This window comes from Pantoea sp. App145, assembly GCF_047947045.1.
Classification (GTDB): Bacteria; Pseudomonadota; Gammaproteobacteria; order Enterobacterales; family Enterobacteriaceae; genus Pantoea.
In genome coordinates this window covers 1,023,305-1,038,039 of the sequence record NZ_CP133290.1, presented here as the reverse complement: position 1 = coordinate 1,038,039, position 14,735 = coordinate 1,023,305, and the positions used below count along the sequence as shown (strand labels likewise).

At 53.8% G+C, this 14,735-nt stretch carries 17 protein-coding genes; 6 read left to right on the top strand and 11 right to left on the bottom strand.

Annotated features, from left to right (window positions below):
* Positions 1-62 precede the first annotated feature (62 nt).
* From nadE to RCF31_RS04635, 3 genes are all read right to left on the bottom strand, one after another.
* Positions 63-890: an ammonia-dependent NAD(+) synthetase gene (gene nadE / locus RCF31_RS04645; protein ID WP_416412645.1), complete on the bottom strand. Its 828-nt coding sequence runs from the start codon at positions 888-890 to the stop codon at positions 63-65.
* 117 nt (positions 891-1,007) lie between these two features.
* Positions 1,008-2,198 (bottom strand): multidrug effflux MFS transporter, encoded by a 1,191-nt coding sequence (locus tag RCF31_RS04640; protein WP_299452372.1) that lies wholly within the window; start codon positions 2,196-2,198, stop codon positions 1,008-1,010.
* A complete protein-coding gene (locus RCF31_RS04635) occupies positions 2,195-2,779 on the bottom strand; it encodes a TetR/AcrR family transcriptional regulator (RefSeq protein ID WP_416412644.1) in 585 nt (194 codons plus the stop codon). The genes RCF31_RS04640 and RCF31_RS04635 overlap by 4 nt, the downstream gene beginning before the upstream one ends.
* Positions 2,780-2,972: 193 nt before the next feature.
* Here RCF31_RS04635 and osmE point away from each other — a divergent pair, with 193 nt between their 5' ends.
* Positions 2,973-3,308, top strand: a complete 336-nt coding sequence (gene osmE / locus RCF31_RS04630; protein ID WP_299452376.1) for an osmotically-inducible lipoprotein OsmE — start codon at positions 2,973-2,975, stop codon at positions 3,306-3,308.
* A gap of 53 nt (positions 3,309-3,361) precedes the next feature.
* Here the strand turns inward: osmE and RCF31_RS04625 are convergent, their stop codons facing one another.
* The 6 genes from RCF31_RS04625 to hxpB form a co-directional block, all read right to left on the bottom strand.
* Positions 3,362-3,727: a DUF6515 family protein gene (locus RCF31_RS04625; RefSeq protein ID WP_299452378.1), complete on the bottom strand. Its 366-nt coding sequence runs from the start codon at positions 3,725-3,727 to the stop codon at positions 3,362-3,364.
* A 196-nt stretch (positions 3,728-3,923) separates the two neighbouring features.
* Entirely contained in the window at positions 3,924-5,315 is a 1,392-nt protein-coding gene (locus tag RCF31_RS04620; protein WP_416412643.1) for an L-cystine transporter, read from the bottom strand.
* Between the two features lie 153 nt (positions 5,316-5,468).
* A complete protein-coding gene (locus RCF31_RS04615; RefSeq protein ID WP_416412642.1) occupies positions 5,469-6,059 on the bottom strand; it encodes a metal-dependent hydrolase in 591 nt (196 codons plus the stop codon).
* A gap of 132 nt (positions 6,060-6,191) precedes the next feature.
* A complete protein-coding gene (gene kduD, locus RCF31_RS04610) occupies positions 6,192-6,953 on the bottom strand; it encodes a 2-dehydro-3-deoxy-D-gluconate 5-dehydrogenase KduD (RefSeq protein WP_416412640.1) in 762 nt (253 codons plus the stop codon).
* Positions 6,954-6,970: 17 nt separating this feature from the next.
* Complete coding sequence (gene kduI / locus RCF31_RS04605) at positions 6,971-7,807, bottom strand: 5-dehydro-4-deoxy-D-glucuronate isomerase (RefSeq protein ID WP_416412639.1); 837 nt, start codon at positions 7,805-7,807, stop codon at positions 6,971-6,973.
* Positions 7,808-7,972: 165 nt separating this feature from the next.
* A complete protein-coding gene (gene hxpB / locus RCF31_RS04600) occupies positions 7,973-8,641 on the bottom strand; it encodes a hexitol phosphatase HxpB (RefSeq protein ID WP_416412638.1) in 669 nt (222 codons plus the stop codon).
* Positions 8,642-8,784: 143 nt separating this feature from the next.
* Here hxpB and RCF31_RS04595 point away from each other — a divergent pair, with 143 nt between their 5' ends.
* Positions 8,785-9,321 (top strand): YniB family protein, encoded by a 537-nt coding sequence (locus tag RCF31_RS04595; RefSeq protein WP_299452391.1) that lies wholly within the window; start codon positions 8,785-8,787, stop codon positions 9,319-9,321.
* A 4-nt stretch (positions 9,322-9,325) separates the two neighbouring features.
* On the opposite strand, the gene RCF31_RS04590 is transcribed toward RCF31_RS04595, so the two are convergent.
* Both RCF31_RS04590 and ghoS read right to left on the bottom strand, forming a co-directional pair.
* Positions 9,326-10,219 (bottom strand): fructosamine kinase family protein, encoded by an 894-nt coding sequence (locus tag RCF31_RS04590; RefSeq protein ID WP_416412637.1) that lies wholly within the window; start codon positions 10,217-10,219, stop codon positions 9,326-9,328.
* 89 nt (positions 10,220-10,308) lie between these two features.
* Positions 10,309-10,593, bottom strand: coding sequence for a type V toxin-antitoxin system endoribonuclease antitoxin GhoS (gene ghoS / locus RCF31_RS04585; protein ID WP_416412636.1), 285 nt, complete (start codon positions 10,591-10,593; stop codon positions 10,309-10,311).
* Positions 10,594-10,924: 331 nt separating this feature from the next.
* Between ghoS and RCF31_RS04580 the strand changes: the two genes are divergently transcribed.
* From RCF31_RS04580 to rpmI, 4 genes are all read left to right on the top strand, one after another.
* Positions 10,925-11,686 (top strand): DUF481 domain-containing protein, encoded by a 762-nt coding sequence (locus RCF31_RS04580; protein WP_084874037.1) that lies wholly within the window; start codon positions 10,925-10,927, stop codon positions 11,684-11,686.
* Positions 11,687-11,930: 244 nt separating this feature from the next.
* Entirely contained in the window at positions 11,931-13,859 is a 1,929-nt protein-coding gene (thrS, locus tag RCF31_RS04575) for a threonine--tRNA ligase (RefSeq protein WP_299452401.1), read from the top strand.
* Positions 13,860-13,862: 3 nt separating this feature from the next.
* The gene (gene infC / locus RCF31_RS04570) at positions 13,863-14,405 is read left to right on the top strand and encodes a translation initiation factor IF-3 (RefSeq protein WP_084874039.1); all 543 of its coding nucleotides are present in this window, start codon (positions 13,863-13,865) and stop codon (positions 14,403-14,405) included.
* Positions 14,406-14,505: 100 nt separating this feature from the next.
* Complete coding sequence (gene rpmI, locus RCF31_RS04565) at positions 14,506-14,703, top strand: 50S ribosomal protein L35 (RefSeq protein WP_010275699.1); 198 nt, start codon at positions 14,506-14,508, stop codon at positions 14,701-14,703.
* Positions 14,704-14,735: the final 32 nt, after the last annotated feature.

Sequence of the window (14,735 nt, the reverse complement as noted above, 5' to 3'; positions counted from 1 at the left end):
CAACGTTTCAAATGAGGCTGAGAAAGGCGTTTTCCGTCCAGGGTGGAAAACGCCGGATGGGGTTATTTTTTCCAGAAATCGTCGAACACGGTAATCGGTGGGCGACGTTTGTGTTCAGTTTTCAGATACCAGCTTTCGATGGTTTTAGCCGCAGCGGCATCGATGGTTTTCCCTTCCAGGTAGGCATCAATCTGCAGATAGGTCACACCGAGTGCCACTTCATCCTGCAGGCCAGGACGATCGTCTTCGAGGTCGGCAGTGGGATGCTTCAGGTAGAGATGCTCCGGGCAGCCCAGCAGCTTCAGCAACTGTTTACCCTGGCCTTTATTCAGACGGAAAATCGGGTTGATGTCGCTGCCGCCATCACCGTATTTGGTGAAGAAACCGGTGACCGCTTCTGCCGCATGGTCGGTACCTACCACCACGCCTTTGGTCATTCCGGCAATGCTATATTGCGCTTTCATTCGTTCGCGCGCTTTTTCGTTGCCGCGAATGTAATCGGAAAGGGTAATGCCCGCGTCCTGCAAGGCGCGCTCACTGGCCAGCACCGCTTCTTTGATGTTGACCACCAGCGAACGGTCCGGCTGGATAAACGCCAGCGCATCCTGACAATCCTGTTCATCTGCCTGCACGCCATACGGCAGGCGCACGGCGATAAAGGTGTAGTCCTGATCCCCGGTTTCTTCACGCAGTTCGCGGATGGCGGTCTGCGACAGGATACCGGTCAGCGTGGAGTCCTGACCGCCGCTGATACCGAGCACCAGGGTTTTGATCCCCGGATTGGTTTTCAGGTACGACTTTAAAAAATCAACGCTGACGCGGATTTCCTGCTGGGGATCGATAACGGGTTTAACGCCTAAGGCTTCAATGATTTCCTGCTGCAGTGACATGAACCTCTCCTCAAGTCAGTTGCCGGGCGGCACAATACGAATGATGTCCTAAAGCTAACGCGGCTGGGCCAAAACAACAAGCCGTATGGCTTGTTGTCTCAGTTATTTGCTGGTAAATCAGGCGCTTTTCGGCTTCATTGCCAGCAGGAAAAACATCACAATCGCCAGCATAAAACAGCCGAAAATCGTACCCGTCATGCTGATAACCGAGGTGCCGCCGAGGCCGGTGACCGGCACGCTGATGGCACCGAGGGTGAACATCGTCACGCCGATAACCGCTGAAGCACTGCCCGCGCGATGTCCCTGGCTTTGCATCGCCAGTGATGAGGCGGTGGTGGCGATGACGCCGTTACTGGCGATGGTGAAGAACAAGGCCACCAACAGCAGCGGCAGCGGTGCGCCGCTGATGCCTGCCAGCAACAGGCCGAGTGAGGCGACGAAGGCCAGCACCAGTCCGCCCTGCAACACCCGATACTCGCCCCACAATGGGCACAGGCGTGCGCTGGTCTGCGAAGCAATAATCAAACCGACGCCATTGGCAGCGAAGCAAAGGCTGAATGCCTGCGGTGACAAACCATAAATCTGCTGCAATACAAAGGGGGAGGCGCCGATATAGGCGAACATGCCCGCCATCATAAAGCCCTGGGTCAAACAGAAACCCATAAAGGGACGATGGGTGATGACCTGGCCGAGTGCCGCCCAGGCGGAGAACACCGATCCTTTACTGCGTCGTTCCGCTGGCAGCGTTTCATGCAATTTCCAGCGTGCCAGCAGGATCAGCACAATCGCGATTGCGGCCAGCACGACAAAAATACCGCGCCAGTTAAGCAGCGTCAGGAGTACGCCGCCCAGTACCGGAGCGGCAATCGGTGCCAGGCCGTTGACCAGCATCAGCAGCGCAAAAAAGCGCGTCAGTTCGTGACCGCTGTACATATCACGCGCCACGGCACGTGACAGCACTGCACCACCGGCACCGGCTAAGCCCTCAAACAGGCGTGCCACCAGCAGCTGGTTAATATCTTTGGCCAGTGCACAACCAATTGAGGCAATAAACAGCAGCACCAGCGAGAGCAGTAACGGGCGCAGGCGGCCAAATTTGTCACTCATCGGGCCAAACAACAGCTGACCCGCTCCGAGGCCGAGCAGGCCCGCTGTCAGGCTTAACTGCGCGGTGGCCGTTTGGGTATGCAGATCCTGCGCCAGCTCAGGCAGCGCGGGGAGATAGAGATCAATACACAGTGGCCCAAGTGCTGCAAGCAGGCCAAGGATGATGGCGTAAACCAGGCGATTCGAATGTGCAGGTGTCATTTATCCTCTGTTTTTATTAAGTGTGAAATCAGGTTCTGATAAAGGTGTTGCAGGGTTACCGCTGACGCTTTCTGTGGCGTTAGTCGGCGCAGAGCGGTGCCATCAAACAGCACCGCCAATACTTCAACGCAGCCATCAACCTGGTCATCGCTGAGTTCCGGATGGCTGGAACGAACCTTCTGTCGGGCATGGTTAAACATACGGGCATCGGCGGCTTCCAGCATGGCGGCGACGCGCGGATTACGACCTGCTTCGGCAGCGACATCCAGCATCAGCAAGTCATCTTCGCTATTCAGGTTTTCACGTCCGGCGAGCAGGGCGGCGAGCTGATCGCTGTCGACCCGATCGCGCATGGCCGCCACGCGCCCATCAACGATGCGTTTTACCATCTCTTCAATGATGGCGTGTTTGCTGGGGAAATAACGGTAGATCTGCCCGACGCTAAGATTCGCTGCGCAGGCTAAGCGCGCCATACTGGCGGCATGGAAGCCTTCCCGGCGGAAACACTCGCGTGCGGCGCGAATGATTTCATCCTGGCGCTGGCGGTGGCGCTGGTCTTTGTTTTCGCGTTGTTTGGTCATAACCGTCCTGAAAATAGTTTTGAGAGTGCTTATTCTCATTGGGCGATTATACGGTGGCGTATCGATGATCACAGGTACTTTTACGCAATCCTGACGCTTCGGAACTGACCGAATCCACAGCCATAAAGTTGATTAATCTGGATTTATGTTCCAGGCTTATAGCTACATGGACAAAGCGATGAGGAACAACAAGATGAATAAAGTGCTGGGATGTATCGTTGCCGCGATGACGCTGGCCGCTCTCTCTGGGTGTACGGCTTACGATCGCGCTGAAAGCTTCGTGACGAAGCCTGTGGTGAAGGATGTGAAAAAAGGCATGACCCGTGACCAGGTGCGTCAGATTGCCGGGCCGCCGTCAACGGAAATCACCATGGTGCATGCGCGTGGGACTTGCCAGACTTATGTTCTGGGTGAGCGCGATGGTAAGCCGCAGACCTATTTTGTCAGCTATAGCGACACCGGTCGTGTAATGAACTACGGTTTCCAGAGCTGTAAAGATTACGATACCGATCCGCAGGCCGCACAGTAAGCGCAGCAAAACAACAAACGGCCCGTCATTGACGGGCCGTTTTTCATTGGGGCTTACAAACCATAAGGGCGGGGGACTTCAGTGTAGCTGCCGTTGATATCGCGCTGGTAGTAATGACCTTCCTGCACGTAATAACGTCTGCCGTTGAAATCGAGTACGCGCATCCCTTCTACCGGCACTGGCTGCGGTGGCTGTACCACCACATAGTTTTCTCCCTGACGCTGATAATAGCTGCCATTGAGCAGATAGTAGGTCAGGCCGCCAATCAACACTGCTGTCGCGGCATCGGGTAAGAAATGCAGCGGGCCGGGTCCTCCCCAGTGTGGTCCTGGACCGGGTCCCCAGGGACCAGGATGGGCGAGGGCGATGGCTGGCGTTAATAACGTTAACGCCAGCACCGAGGCGATAACTTTTTTCATGGGTAGTTCTCCTGCTATGACTGGTAGCAGGATTGGCTTTTCACCGGTAAAACTCAAGCTAAAAGTGGCTGATTTTTCCTCTATTTACCATGTTTAACACTTTCCTGACGGTAGCGCCATGATTGGTAGAGATTAGGGAGGAAAACCTGAGGGGGATTGACCAGATGCGCACTGAGTCGCATCTGGTATCGATGGCTTAACGATGCGCCAGTTCGGCGTGTTCGTCGCTTTCCAGCACTTTCTTATCGGTCAGACCGAGCCAGCGACTGGTGAGAGAACCGGCGGTCATCGCACCGTTGACGTTGAGCGCGGTACGGCCCATGTCGATCAGCGGTTCAATGGAGATCAGCAGCGCAACCAGCGTCACGGGCAGACCCATCGCAGGCAGCACAATCAACGCGGCAAAGGTGGCACCACCGCCGACACCGGCAACGCCCGCCGAGCTCAGCGTCACAATGCCTACCAGGGTGGCAATCCACAGCGGATCAAACGGGTTGATGCCTACCGTCGGCGCAACCATCACCGCCAGCATGGTCGGATACAAACCGGCACAACCGTTCTGGCCGATAGTGGCACCGAACGAGGCGGAGAAACTGGCGATAGATTCCGGCACACCAAGGCGGCGGGTCTGGGTTTCCACATTCAGCGGAATGCTGGCTGCACTGGAGCGGCTGGTGAAGGCAAAGGTAATCACCGGCCAGACTTTACGGAAGAAACGCAGCGGGTTGATACCATTGACGGACAGCAACAGCGCGTGCACGCCAAACATAATGGCGAGACCAAGATACGAAGCCACCACAAAGCCACCGAGCTTGATGATGTCCTGCAAATTAGAACCCGCCACCACTTTGGTCATCAGCGCCAGCACACCGTAAGGCGTCAGCTTCATGATCAAACGCACCAGCTTCATCACCCAGGATTGCAGGGTATCGATGGCAACCAGTACGCGCTCGCCTTTGGTCTTGTCATCTTTCAGCAACTGCAAGGCGGCAACACCGAGGAAGGCCGCAAAAATCACCACGCTGATGATCGAAGTCGGGCTGGCACCGGTCAGGTCCGCAAACGGATTTTTCGGGATAAAGGAGAGCAGCAGCTGCGGCACGGTGAGATCGGCCACTTTGCCAATGTAGTTGCTTTGAATTGCGTTCAGACGCGCGGTTTCCTGCGCCCCTTGCACCAGGCCCTCGGCACTCAGGCCAAACAGGCCGGTTACCATCACGCCGACCAGCGCTGAGATAGCGGTGGTAAACAACAGCACGCCAATGGTCAGGACGCTGATTTTACCCAGCGAAGAGGCATTATGCAGACGCGCTACCGCGCTGAGGATCGAGGCGAAAACCAGCGGCATCACAATCATTTGCAGCAGCTGCACATAGCCATTGCCCACAATATTGAACCAGCTGATCGAGGCTTTAATCACCGGGCTGTTCTCACCATAAAGGGTTTGCAGCGCCAGGCCAAACAGCACGCCGAAGACCAGGCCTGTCAGGACGCGTTTTGACAGGCTCCAGCGATCATTACCGATGCGAGCCAGCAGCACCAGCAGCGCGGCGAACACCACGAGATTAATAATCAGGGGAAAATCCATGCTCTACTCCAGAGATTTGCCGCGCCTCTGCATGTGCGGGCGCGGAATACAGGGTGATTCCTTCGCAGGAATGGCGGCATGTTATCAGTTCATAAAACAGCAGGCTTATATCCAAATGGAATTGATTATAACAATATGCTGATTTTTGTCTGATTATCGTTCGTTCTGGCTATTAATTAATCGGCCAACGCCATTTTGTAGCGTGCTGAACAACTGTTCCGGCCAGCCGTTTGCACCAAAAGATGGCAGGCCGGGTGGAAACCACAGGGCATAACCCACCAATGCCAGGCACAGGGCGCGCTCCAGTTGGTTGCCTTTCTGGCTATTGAGCACTGGCAGGCGAAAGCGCCAGCGGCAGGGCCACAGCAGGGGAACACCCGCCGGGGTGAGCATATCGGCGACAATATGGCTGAGATAGCCGAGGGTCATGCCTTGCAATACATCGGCAGGAATCGGCCAGCTGGCGGGAACATTAATCTGGAATAGCCAGAGACTCACCGCCACCGCCAGTAAACTGTGGGTAAAGCCACGATGACCAAAGGCACGTGCAATCGGCTGAGAAAGCCATCGCAGCCGTTGTCCCAGCACCGATTTAGGGTGATCGATATCCGGCAGCAGGCAGGTCAGCAGCGTAGCAGGCACCAGATGCCACCAGTCGGCACTGGCCATCACGGGTGTCAGCTCGGCGCGTTTGGCAAAAATAGCGCTGGCAATGGCGAAAATGATGTGGCCTTCGGCCGTCATGATAAAACCTGGCTGCAAACTGTCGATGCATCCAGTATAGGGATTTATCCAGTGAATGAGAATATGTGACGCTGTAACCAGGCGTGAATTTAAGACGATACCCGCGCCAGAATGACGCGGGAAATGAGAGGCTTAGCGTGCCAGCCAGCCACCGTCCACTGCCACGGTGTAGCCGTGGACGTAGTCAGAAGCGCTGGAGGCGAGGAACACCACTGGCCCCATCATATCGTCCGGCAACCCCCAGCGTCCGGCCGGAATACGGGCGAGGATCTCTTCACTGCGCGATTCATCATCGCGAATCTGTTGCGTGTTATTCGTCGCCATATAGCCGGGGGCAATGGCGTTGACATTGATGCCATGCTTCGCCCATTCGTTGGCCATCAGCCGCGTCAGCCCCATTACCGCGCTTTTGGACGCCGTGTAGGAAGGAACGCGAATGCCCCCCTGAAACGACAGCATCGAGGCAATGTTAATGATCTTACCGCCACGCCCCTGAGCAATGAATTGTCGGGCGACCTGCTGTGAGAGAAAAAACAGGCTCTTGCTGTTAATGTTCATGACATCATCCCAGTCTTTTTCACTGAAATTCAGGGCATCTTCACGGCGGATAATGCCAGCGTTGTTGACCAGAATATCAATGTGACCTGCCTGTGCCACCGCCTGTTCCACAATGTGCGGCACGGTGGACGGCTGAGTGAGATCGGCTTGAATTGACCAGAAACGGCGACCCAGCGTGATGACTTTTTCTGCCGTATCATCAGGCCCGGCACGGTTTACCCCGATAATATCGCAGCCAGCCTGCGCCAGTCCGAGCGCCATCCCCTGGCCCAGCCCGGTATTACAACCGGTGACCAGCGCCACTTTTCCTTCAAGACAAAAAGCATTCAGAATCATGGTATTTCCCCTGTGCTTTAACGCAGCGCGCTGACGCTGACGTGGTCCATGTCATCAAACACCTGATTTTCACCGACCATGCCCCAGATAAAGGTATAACGCTGGGTACCGACACCGGCATGAATCGACCAACTGGGTGAAATCACCGCCTGCTCGTTATGTACCAGCAGATGACGGGTTTCCTGCGGCTGGCCCATCATATGGAATACCGCGCTGTCGGCGGCCATATCGAAATAAAAGTAGACTTCCATTCGGCGTTCATGGGTGTGGCAGGGCATGGTGTTCCACAGGTTGCCCTCGTCAAGACGGGTCAGTCCCATGGTGAGCTGACAGGTTGGCAACACATCCGGCACGATAAATTTATTAATGGTGCGACGGTTAGAGGTGGCAGCATCACCCAGCGTGGCTTTTACGGCGTCGTCGAGGGTGATTTTTTTATCGGGATAGTGGGTGTGTGCCGGGGCGCTGTTGTAATAAAACTTCGCCGGATGGCTGGCATCGCTGCTGCGGAAAATAACCTGCTTTGCCCCCTGGCCGACATACAGCGCTTCCTGATGACCGATTTCCCAGGTTTTACCCTCCACCTCAATCATGCCGGGGCCACCGATATTGATCACCCCCAACTCACGGCGCTCAAGAAAATAGCTCACACCGAGCTGCTTACCCACCTCACTGCCAATGGTGACTGCCTGCTGAAGCGGCATCACGCCACCAATAATGATGCGGTCAATGTGGCTGTAGGTGAGGGTGTAATCATCCGGGGTGAATATGTTTTCAATGAGAAATTCGCGGCGCAGGGCGGCGGTATCGAGGGTTTTAGCATGCTCGCTGTGAATGCTTTGACGTACGTCCATCTCAGGCCTCTTGATTAAAGAAGGAATAGGTCCCGATGCGGGTCTGTTGGCATCTTAGGCAGGATGGGATATGAATTCAATAAAAATGAAACGTTGTTTTATTTATTTGTGTTGGCGATCAAATCGGCAAAAAAAAGCCCGCTGTCAGAGCGGGCTATCGGGTTGTCAGCCATGCAGATGGGGAGCGGTAAGCTGGGTGAGATCGTCCAGCCGAACATTCGCCAGCGCCCAGCGCGCATCAGCGCGATGTTCGGCTGCCGGGACGACGATTGAACGCATTCGCGCCGCTTTGCTGGCAACCATGCCGTTAAAGGAATCTTCCAGCGCCACGCAGTTCAGCGGGTCGATACCCAGTTTTGCCGCCGCATCAAGATAAACCTGCGGATGCGGCTTGCTGTAGGGGAGCAGCTCCGCTGAAGCCAGCACGTCAAAATAGTGACGCAGGTTAAACATCTCCAGCACTCGCTCCAGCATATGCATCGGTGAGGCGGAGGCGAGACCAATTTTCAATCCCTGCTGGCGGCATAACAGCAGAGCCTGCTCAACACCAGGCAGCAGCGGGCGGGTCTCTTCCACCAGCGTCAGTGCGCGCGCAATGATACGGTCGGTGACTTCCTGCTGGTCCGGTCCGTTCCACGGCAGCGCTTCGTACCACATGCGAACAGTCTGATCGATGCGCAAACCTAAGGTGTCCGGCAATTCGTGGCGGCGGGTGAGATCCACCCCCAGGGTGGCAAAAACATCCAGTTCGGCGCGATCCCACAGCGGTTCTGAGTCGATCAGCAATCCGTCCATATCAAAAATGGCGGCCAGAACAGGGCGACGATATGACATACAGCGGCTCCGTTTGAAATTTGGCTAACCTTAACATGACTCAGCATGAAAACCGACCCGCCATCATGCCGCGCATTTTTCAGGAAAAAAAGCCGCAGTACAGGTAGACTTAGGGCAAATCTTATTCTGTTCAGGGAGACACCATGACTTACCAACAGGCTGGCCGCATCGCCATCCTTAAGCGAGTGGCTGGCTGGGTGATTTTTATTCCGGCGCTTTTGTCCACCATCATCTCCGTCTTAGGTTTCATGTTTAAGCACAGCGAAAAGCAACCCGGCATCGACGCGGTGATGCTCGATTTTGTGCATGTCATGATTGATATGGTGAAGTTTAATACGCCGTTTCTGAGTTTTTTCTGGCAAAACTCCCCGGTGCCGGAGTTTAAAGGGGAAACAAATATTGGTTTCTGGATTATCTACTTTCTGATTTTCGTTGGTATTGCGATGCAGGCCTCGGGCGCACGCATGTGGCGTCAGTCACGCCATATAAAGGAAGGCATTGAAGACCAGCTGATTCTGGAGCAGGCGAAAGGCAGCGAGGGACGTAACCGTGCACAGCTGGAGGAGAAAATCCACGTGCCGCGTCATACCATTCTGTTGCAGGTCTTTCCGTTGTACATCCTGCCGATTGTGATTGCGATTGCCGGTTACTTCGTACTGAAATTGCTCGGTTTGCTGTAAACCGTCAGGCCGGTCTGGCCTGACGTTGTACCACCGCATCTTCATCCAGCAACTGGTCGATGGCGAATTGCGCTTCGTCCGACCAGTTGCCACCGAACACGTTAGCGCGGTTCAGCAGATAGTAAAGCTGATACACCGGCTGACGCTGTGAGAAACCTTCCGCCAGCGGCCATACGGCGTGATAGCCTTCGTAAATCTGCCGCGGCAAATCGGCGTAATAGCTTAGCATTGCCAGGTCACACTCGCGATCGCCCCAGTAGCAGGCAGGGTCAAAAATCCAGGGTCCGCCGGGACTACCGGCGCAATTCGCCGGCCACAAGTCGCCATGCAATAGCGAAGGTTGCGGATGATGGTTCGCCAGGGCGCGTTGCACGCAGTCAACGATCCGATCCATATCGCCATAGCTGACGCCTTTCTCCGCCGCCAGCTGCAACTGCCAGCCGATACGTTGTTCGGCAAAAAACACCGACCAGCGGCGCAGCCAGCTATTGGGTTGTGGCGTGGTGGTGATGTTGTTGTCGAAATCAAGGCCAAACTGTGGCTGTTCGCTCCACTGATGCAGATGCGCCAGCTGCTGGCCAAGCTGAAAGGCGGTGTGTTCATTAAGCGGGTCGGGCGGCAGATACTCCAGCAGCAGAAAACTGGTATCACGATCGTTACCTACGCCGTATACCTGAGGTACGCGTACCGTCTGGGTTCGCGACAGCAGTGCCAGCTGGTCGGCTTCCCAACTGAACAGGGTGAGCATATCGCGGGTATTGCATTTGACGAACACGTCGAGGTTGCCATAACGAATGCGCCAGGCAGGATGGACATCACCCCCGGGGAGTTCATGGCGCTCGGTGATTTCGGCATCGCCGGCATACTCGCTTAACAGTCGACTAATGGCTGACCACATGGGGTAATCCTCTTTATTCGCTGCCTGAGTTCAATTGTAACGCTCAAAACCTGAACAAAACCAGTATGGACGCGCGCTTTTCACACCAATCAGGATTGTTCTTTCAAAAATGCTTCCAGGGTGGTGATTTCAACCTCCGGTTTCTCGCCCAGCGCAACGGAGGCTAATCCGGCGGCCTGCTCAGCCAGCTCTTGTTCTTCCAGCGCACTGACCAAACCAAAACTGTTGGTGCCCAGCTCGTGCGGATGTCCATCGGCATCATTCAAGGTGGTGTTGTAGCCGCCATTGACCATGACACTGTTCAGCGATTGCACATCGCTCAGACCTTTTTCCTGATAAAGGATGGTCACAATGTAACGCTTCAGGTCGCTCATCTTTCACCTCATTGTTCTGGAACAGATTTCAGCGTAGACCAGCGTGATGAATTGAGCGAATTTGCATCAATTAGCGCAAGTATATGGCCGGATTTTCTCTGTCCGGGGTTCAGAAAATTCTTGTAGCAATTCGGCTGCTATTTCGCTAATTGCCCTCTATAATGCGCGCCGTTAATGAGAATAATCCCATTAGCGGCGCGGCCTCAGCGCAAAACCTGGCTTTTCCGGTGACTTCATACTTTTTTACAAAACTTACAGTAAATTGCGTTGATCGTCCGGGAAAACTCTTCAGACTCATCACTTTTTAAACCGTCGTACGGGTCACACTTAAATGAAAGCCTTTAATAAGCTGTCCGCTGTTCTCTTGCTCTCTGTTGGAGCATTTTGTCACCAGGCATTTGCAGATAACACCGTATTCACTTCCATGGATGACCCATCAACGGCGAAAAAGCCGTTTGAAGGCAGCGCGTCAGCGGGTTACATGGCGCAGACCGGTAACACCACCAGCTCCTCACTGAGCGCAGCAACCTCTATGACATGGTACCAAACCAGTACCGCATTCAGTCTGTGGGGTAACGCGGCGAACAACTCATCCAACGATGTGCGTTCTTCTGAGACTTACAATATCGGTGGCCGTTCCCGTTATAACCTCAACAGCGCTGACTATCTGTTCGGTCAGGCCAGCTGGTTAAGCGATCGTTTCAACGGCTACGACGCACGTGATGTACTGACTGCCGGTTATGGTCGTCAGCTGATGAGCGGCCCGATTCACTCACTGCGTGCTGAATTCGGTCCGGGTGTGCGTTATGACGATTTCCACGACGGTGGACATGAAACCAAGGCGTTGGGTTATGGCGCGCTGAGCTACCAGTGGCAGCTGACTGACACCACCAAATTTATTCAGGGCGTGTCTGTTCTGACCAGCTTTGGCGAAGATACCACCCTGAACTCCGAAACCGGTCTGCAGGTGGCGATCAACGAGCACTTTGCATTGAAACTGGCCTACAACGTGACCTGGAATAACAATCCGCCGGAATCTGCGCCGGATCGTACCGATACCAAAACCACCATCCAGCTGACTTACGCGATGTAACCAGCTAAAGGTGAACACCGCTGCCTGGCCTGCGCCACGCAGCGGTTTTTTTTTAGCTGACGCAGGCTTAGCGCATTTTCTGCGGGTTTTGCTCGCCGGTGAAAGCTGTTATCATCACCGGCGCTTTATCTCCCAGGCGTCATTCCGACAATGTGGGTCTGACATTACGCCGGGTTACCCTTATTTAAACTCAATGTTGCATGTAGGCTTTCGTGTGGCTTACCACTGCAATTAAGGATATGAAATGCCAGTAATTACTCTTCCTGATGGCAGCCAGCGCAGTTTTGATCGTCCGGTAAGCGTGATGGATATCGCGCTGGACATCGGCCCTGGTCTGGCGAAAGCCTGTATTGCCGGTCGTGTGAATGGCGAGTTGGTGGACGCAGTCGATCTGATTCATGACGATGCGCAGGTGGCGATTATCACCGCCAAAGATGACGCAGGTCTGGAAATTATCCGTCACTCCTGTGCGCACCTGCTGGGCCATGCTATCAAGCAGCTGTGGCCGAACACCAAAATGGCGATCGGGCCGGTGATTGATAACGGCTTCTATTATGATGTCGATCTGGAACACACCCTGACGCAGGAAGATCTGGATCAGCTGGAAAAGCGTATGCACCAGCTGGCTGAAACGAATTACGACGTCATCAAGAAAAAAGTGAGCTGGCAGGAGGCGCGTGACGTCTTTGCCGCACGCGGTGAGAACTATAAAACCACCATTCTTGATGAAAACATCAGCCATGATGACCATCCTGGCCTGTACCATCATGAAGAATACATCGACATGTGCCGTGGTCCGCACGTGCCGAATATGCGCTTCTGTCATCACTTTAAGCTGCAGAAAATTTCTGGTGCTTACTGGCGCGGTGACAGCAACAACAAAATGCTGCAACGCATTTACGGCACTGCCTGGGCGGATAAAAAGCAGCTGGCTGCGTATCTGCAACGTCTGGAAGAAGCGGCGAAGCGCGATCACCGTAAAATCGGTAAGCAGCTCGATCTCTACCATATGCAGGAAGAAGCACCGGGCATGGTGTTCTGGCACAACGACGGCTGGACCATCTTCCGTGAGCTGGAAGTGTTTGTACGCAGTAAGCTGAAAGAGTACCAGTACCAGGAAGTAAAAGGTCCGTTCATGATGGACCGCGTGCTGTGGGAAAAAACCGGGCACTGGGAAAACTATAAAGAAGCGATGTTCACCACCTCTTCTGAGAACCGTGAATATTGCATCAAGCCGATGAACTGCCCAGGGCATGTGCAGATCTTCAATCAGGGTTTGAAATCCTATCGCGATCTGCCGCTGCGGATGGCGGAGTTCGGTAGCTGCCATCGCAATGAGCCGTCAGGCGCGCTGCATGGTCTGATGCGCGTACGTGGTTTTACCCAGGATGATGCTCACATCTTCTGTACCGAAGATCAGGTACGTGATGAGGTGAACAGCTGTATCCGTATGGTGTATGACATGTACAGCACCTTCGGCTTTGAAAAAATTGTGGTGAAACTCTCCACTCGTCCGGAAAAACGTATCGGTACTGACGAAATGTGGGACCGTGCGGAAGTGGATTTGGCGGAAGCACTGAATGAAAACCAGATTCCGTTTGAATATCAACCGGGTGAAGGTGCATTCTATGGCCCGAAAATTGAGTTCACCCTGCATGATTGCCTTGATCGCGCCTGGCAGTGTGGTACCGTTCAGCTAGACTTTTCTTTGCCGAAGCGTCTGGATGCCACTTATGTTGGTGAAAACAATGATCGTCAGACGCCGGTAATGATTCACCGTGCGATTCTTGGCTCGATGGAGCGTTTCATCGGCATTCTGACCGAAGAATTTGCTGGCTTCTTCCCAAGCTGGCTGGCTCCGGTCCAGGCTGTGGTGATGAATATCACCGACAGTCAGGCAGAATATGTCACCGAATTGACAAAGAAATTGCAAAATGCGGGCATTCGTGTCAAAGCAGACTTGAGAAACGAGAAGATAGGCTTTAAAATCCGCGAGCACACATTACGTCGCGTCCCTTATATGCTGGTTTGCGGTGAGAAAGAGGTGGAAGCAGGCAAAGTTGCTGTGCGCACCCGCCGTGGTAAAGACCTCGGAAGCATGGACGTAGATGTGTTTGTTGAGAAGCTGCAACAAGAAATTCGCAGCCGACATCTTCACCAATTGGAGGAATAAGGTATTAAAGGCGGAAAACGAGTACAACCGACGCGTCCTAATCGTATCAACGGCGAAATTCGCGCTACTGAAGTGCGCCTGACAGGCGTTGATGGCGAGCAACTTGGCATTGTGTCTCTGCGCGAAGCTATCGAGAAAGCAGAAGAAGCTGGCGTAGATTTAGTTGAAATCAGCCCTAACGCCGAACCGCCGGTTTGCCGTATTATGGATTACGGCAAGTTCCTCTATGAAAAGAGCAAATCTTCTAAGGAACAGAAGAAGAAGCAGAAAGTTATCCAGGTTAAGGAAATTAAATTCCGACCGGGTACCGACGAAGGCGACTATCAGGTAAAACTCCGCAGCCTGATTCGTTTTCTGGAAGAGGGCGATAAAGCCAAAATCACGCTGCGTTTCCGTGGTCGTGAGATGGCGCACCAACAGATCGGTATTGAAGTGCTTAACCGCGTGAAAGAAGATCTGGTTGAACTGGCAGTGGTCGAATCCTTCCCATCGAAGATCGAAGGCCGCCAGATGATCATGGTGCTCGCACCTAAGAAGAAACAGTAGGCTTTCAAGTAATAAATTCCGCGCAGCGTTCGCGTTGTGCGGTTTTTTATTCGCCTGTCTGATTCATTTTATTAACAATGCGAAGTGGATATTTGTAAAAATGCCAAAGATTAAAACTGTACGTGGCGCGGCTAAGCGCTTCAAGAAGACCGCTTCTGGCGGCTTCAAGCGTAAGCACGCGAACCTGCGTCATATTCTGACCAAAAAATCAACTAAGCGTAAACGTCACCTGCGTCCGAAAGGCCTGGTGTCTAAAGGCGATCTGGGTCTGGTTATTGCCTGCCTGCCGTACGCATAAGTTAACTTTTTTTTAATTCAGAATAGAAACAG

Excerpts from the sequence above, each read along its gene's own strand:
- rpmI (WP_010275699.1), top strand. The coding sequence starts at position 14,506 with ATGCCAAAGATTAAAACTGTACGTGGCGCGGCTAAGCGCTTCAAGAAG.
- RCF31_RS04625 (WP_299452378.1), bottom strand. The coding sequence starts at position 3,727 with ATGAAAAAAGTTATCGCCTCGGTGCTGGCGTTAACGTTATTAACGCCA.
- ghoS (WP_416412636.1), bottom strand. The coding sequence starts at position 10,593 with ATGAGCGACCTGAAGCGTTACATTGTGACCATCCTTTATCAGGAAAAA.
- RCF31_RS04590 (WP_416412637.1), bottom strand. The coding sequence starts at position 10,219 with ATGTGGTCAGCCATTAGTCGACTGTTAAGCGAGTATGCCGGCGATGCC.
- kduI (WP_416412639.1), bottom strand. The coding sequence starts at position 7,807 with ATGGACGTACGTCAAAGCATTCACAGCGAGCATGCTAAAACCCTCGAT.
- thrS (WP_299452401.1), top strand. The coding sequence starts at position 11,931 with ATGCCAGTAATTACTCTTCCTGATGGCAGCCAGCGCAGTTTTGATCGT.
- RCF31_RS04635 (WP_416412644.1), bottom strand. The coding sequence starts at position 2,779 with ATGACCAAACAACGCGAAAACAAAGACCAGCGCCACCGCCAGCGCCAG.
- kduD (WP_416412640.1), bottom strand. The coding sequence starts at position 6,953 with ATGATTCTGAATGCTTTTTGTCTTGAAGGAAAAGTGGCGCTGGTCACC.
- RCF31_RS04640 (WP_299452372.1), bottom strand. The coding sequence starts at position 2,198 with ATGACACCTGCACATTCGAATCGCCTGGTTTACGCCATCATCCTTGGC.
- RCF31_RS04620 (WP_416412643.1), bottom strand. The coding sequence starts at position 5,315 with ATGGATTTTCCCCTGATTATTAATCTCGTGGTGTTCGCCGCGCTGCTG.
- RCF31_RS04580 (WP_084874037.1), top strand. The coding sequence starts at position 10,925 with ATGAAAGCCTTTAATAAGCTGTCCGCTGTTCTCTTGCTCTCTGTTGGA.
- nadE (WP_416412645.1), bottom strand. The coding sequence starts at position 890 with ATGTCACTGCAGCAGGAAATCATTGAAGCCTTAGGCGTTAAACCCGTT.
- hxpB (WP_416412638.1), bottom strand. The coding sequence starts at position 8,641 with ATGTCATATCGTCGCCCTGTTCTGGCCGCCATTTTTGATATGGACGGA.
- osmE (WP_299452376.1), top strand. The coding sequence starts at position 2,973 with ATGAATAAAGTGCTGGGATGTATCGTTGCCGCGATGACGCTGGCCGCT.
- RCF31_RS04615 (WP_416412642.1), bottom strand. The coding sequence starts at position 6,059 with ATGACGGCCGAAGGCCACATCATTTTCGCCATTGCCAGCGCTATTTTT.
- RCF31_RS04595 (WP_299452391.1), top strand. The coding sequence starts at position 8,785 with ATGACTTACCAACAGGCTGGCCGCATCGCCATCCTTAAGCGAGTGGCT.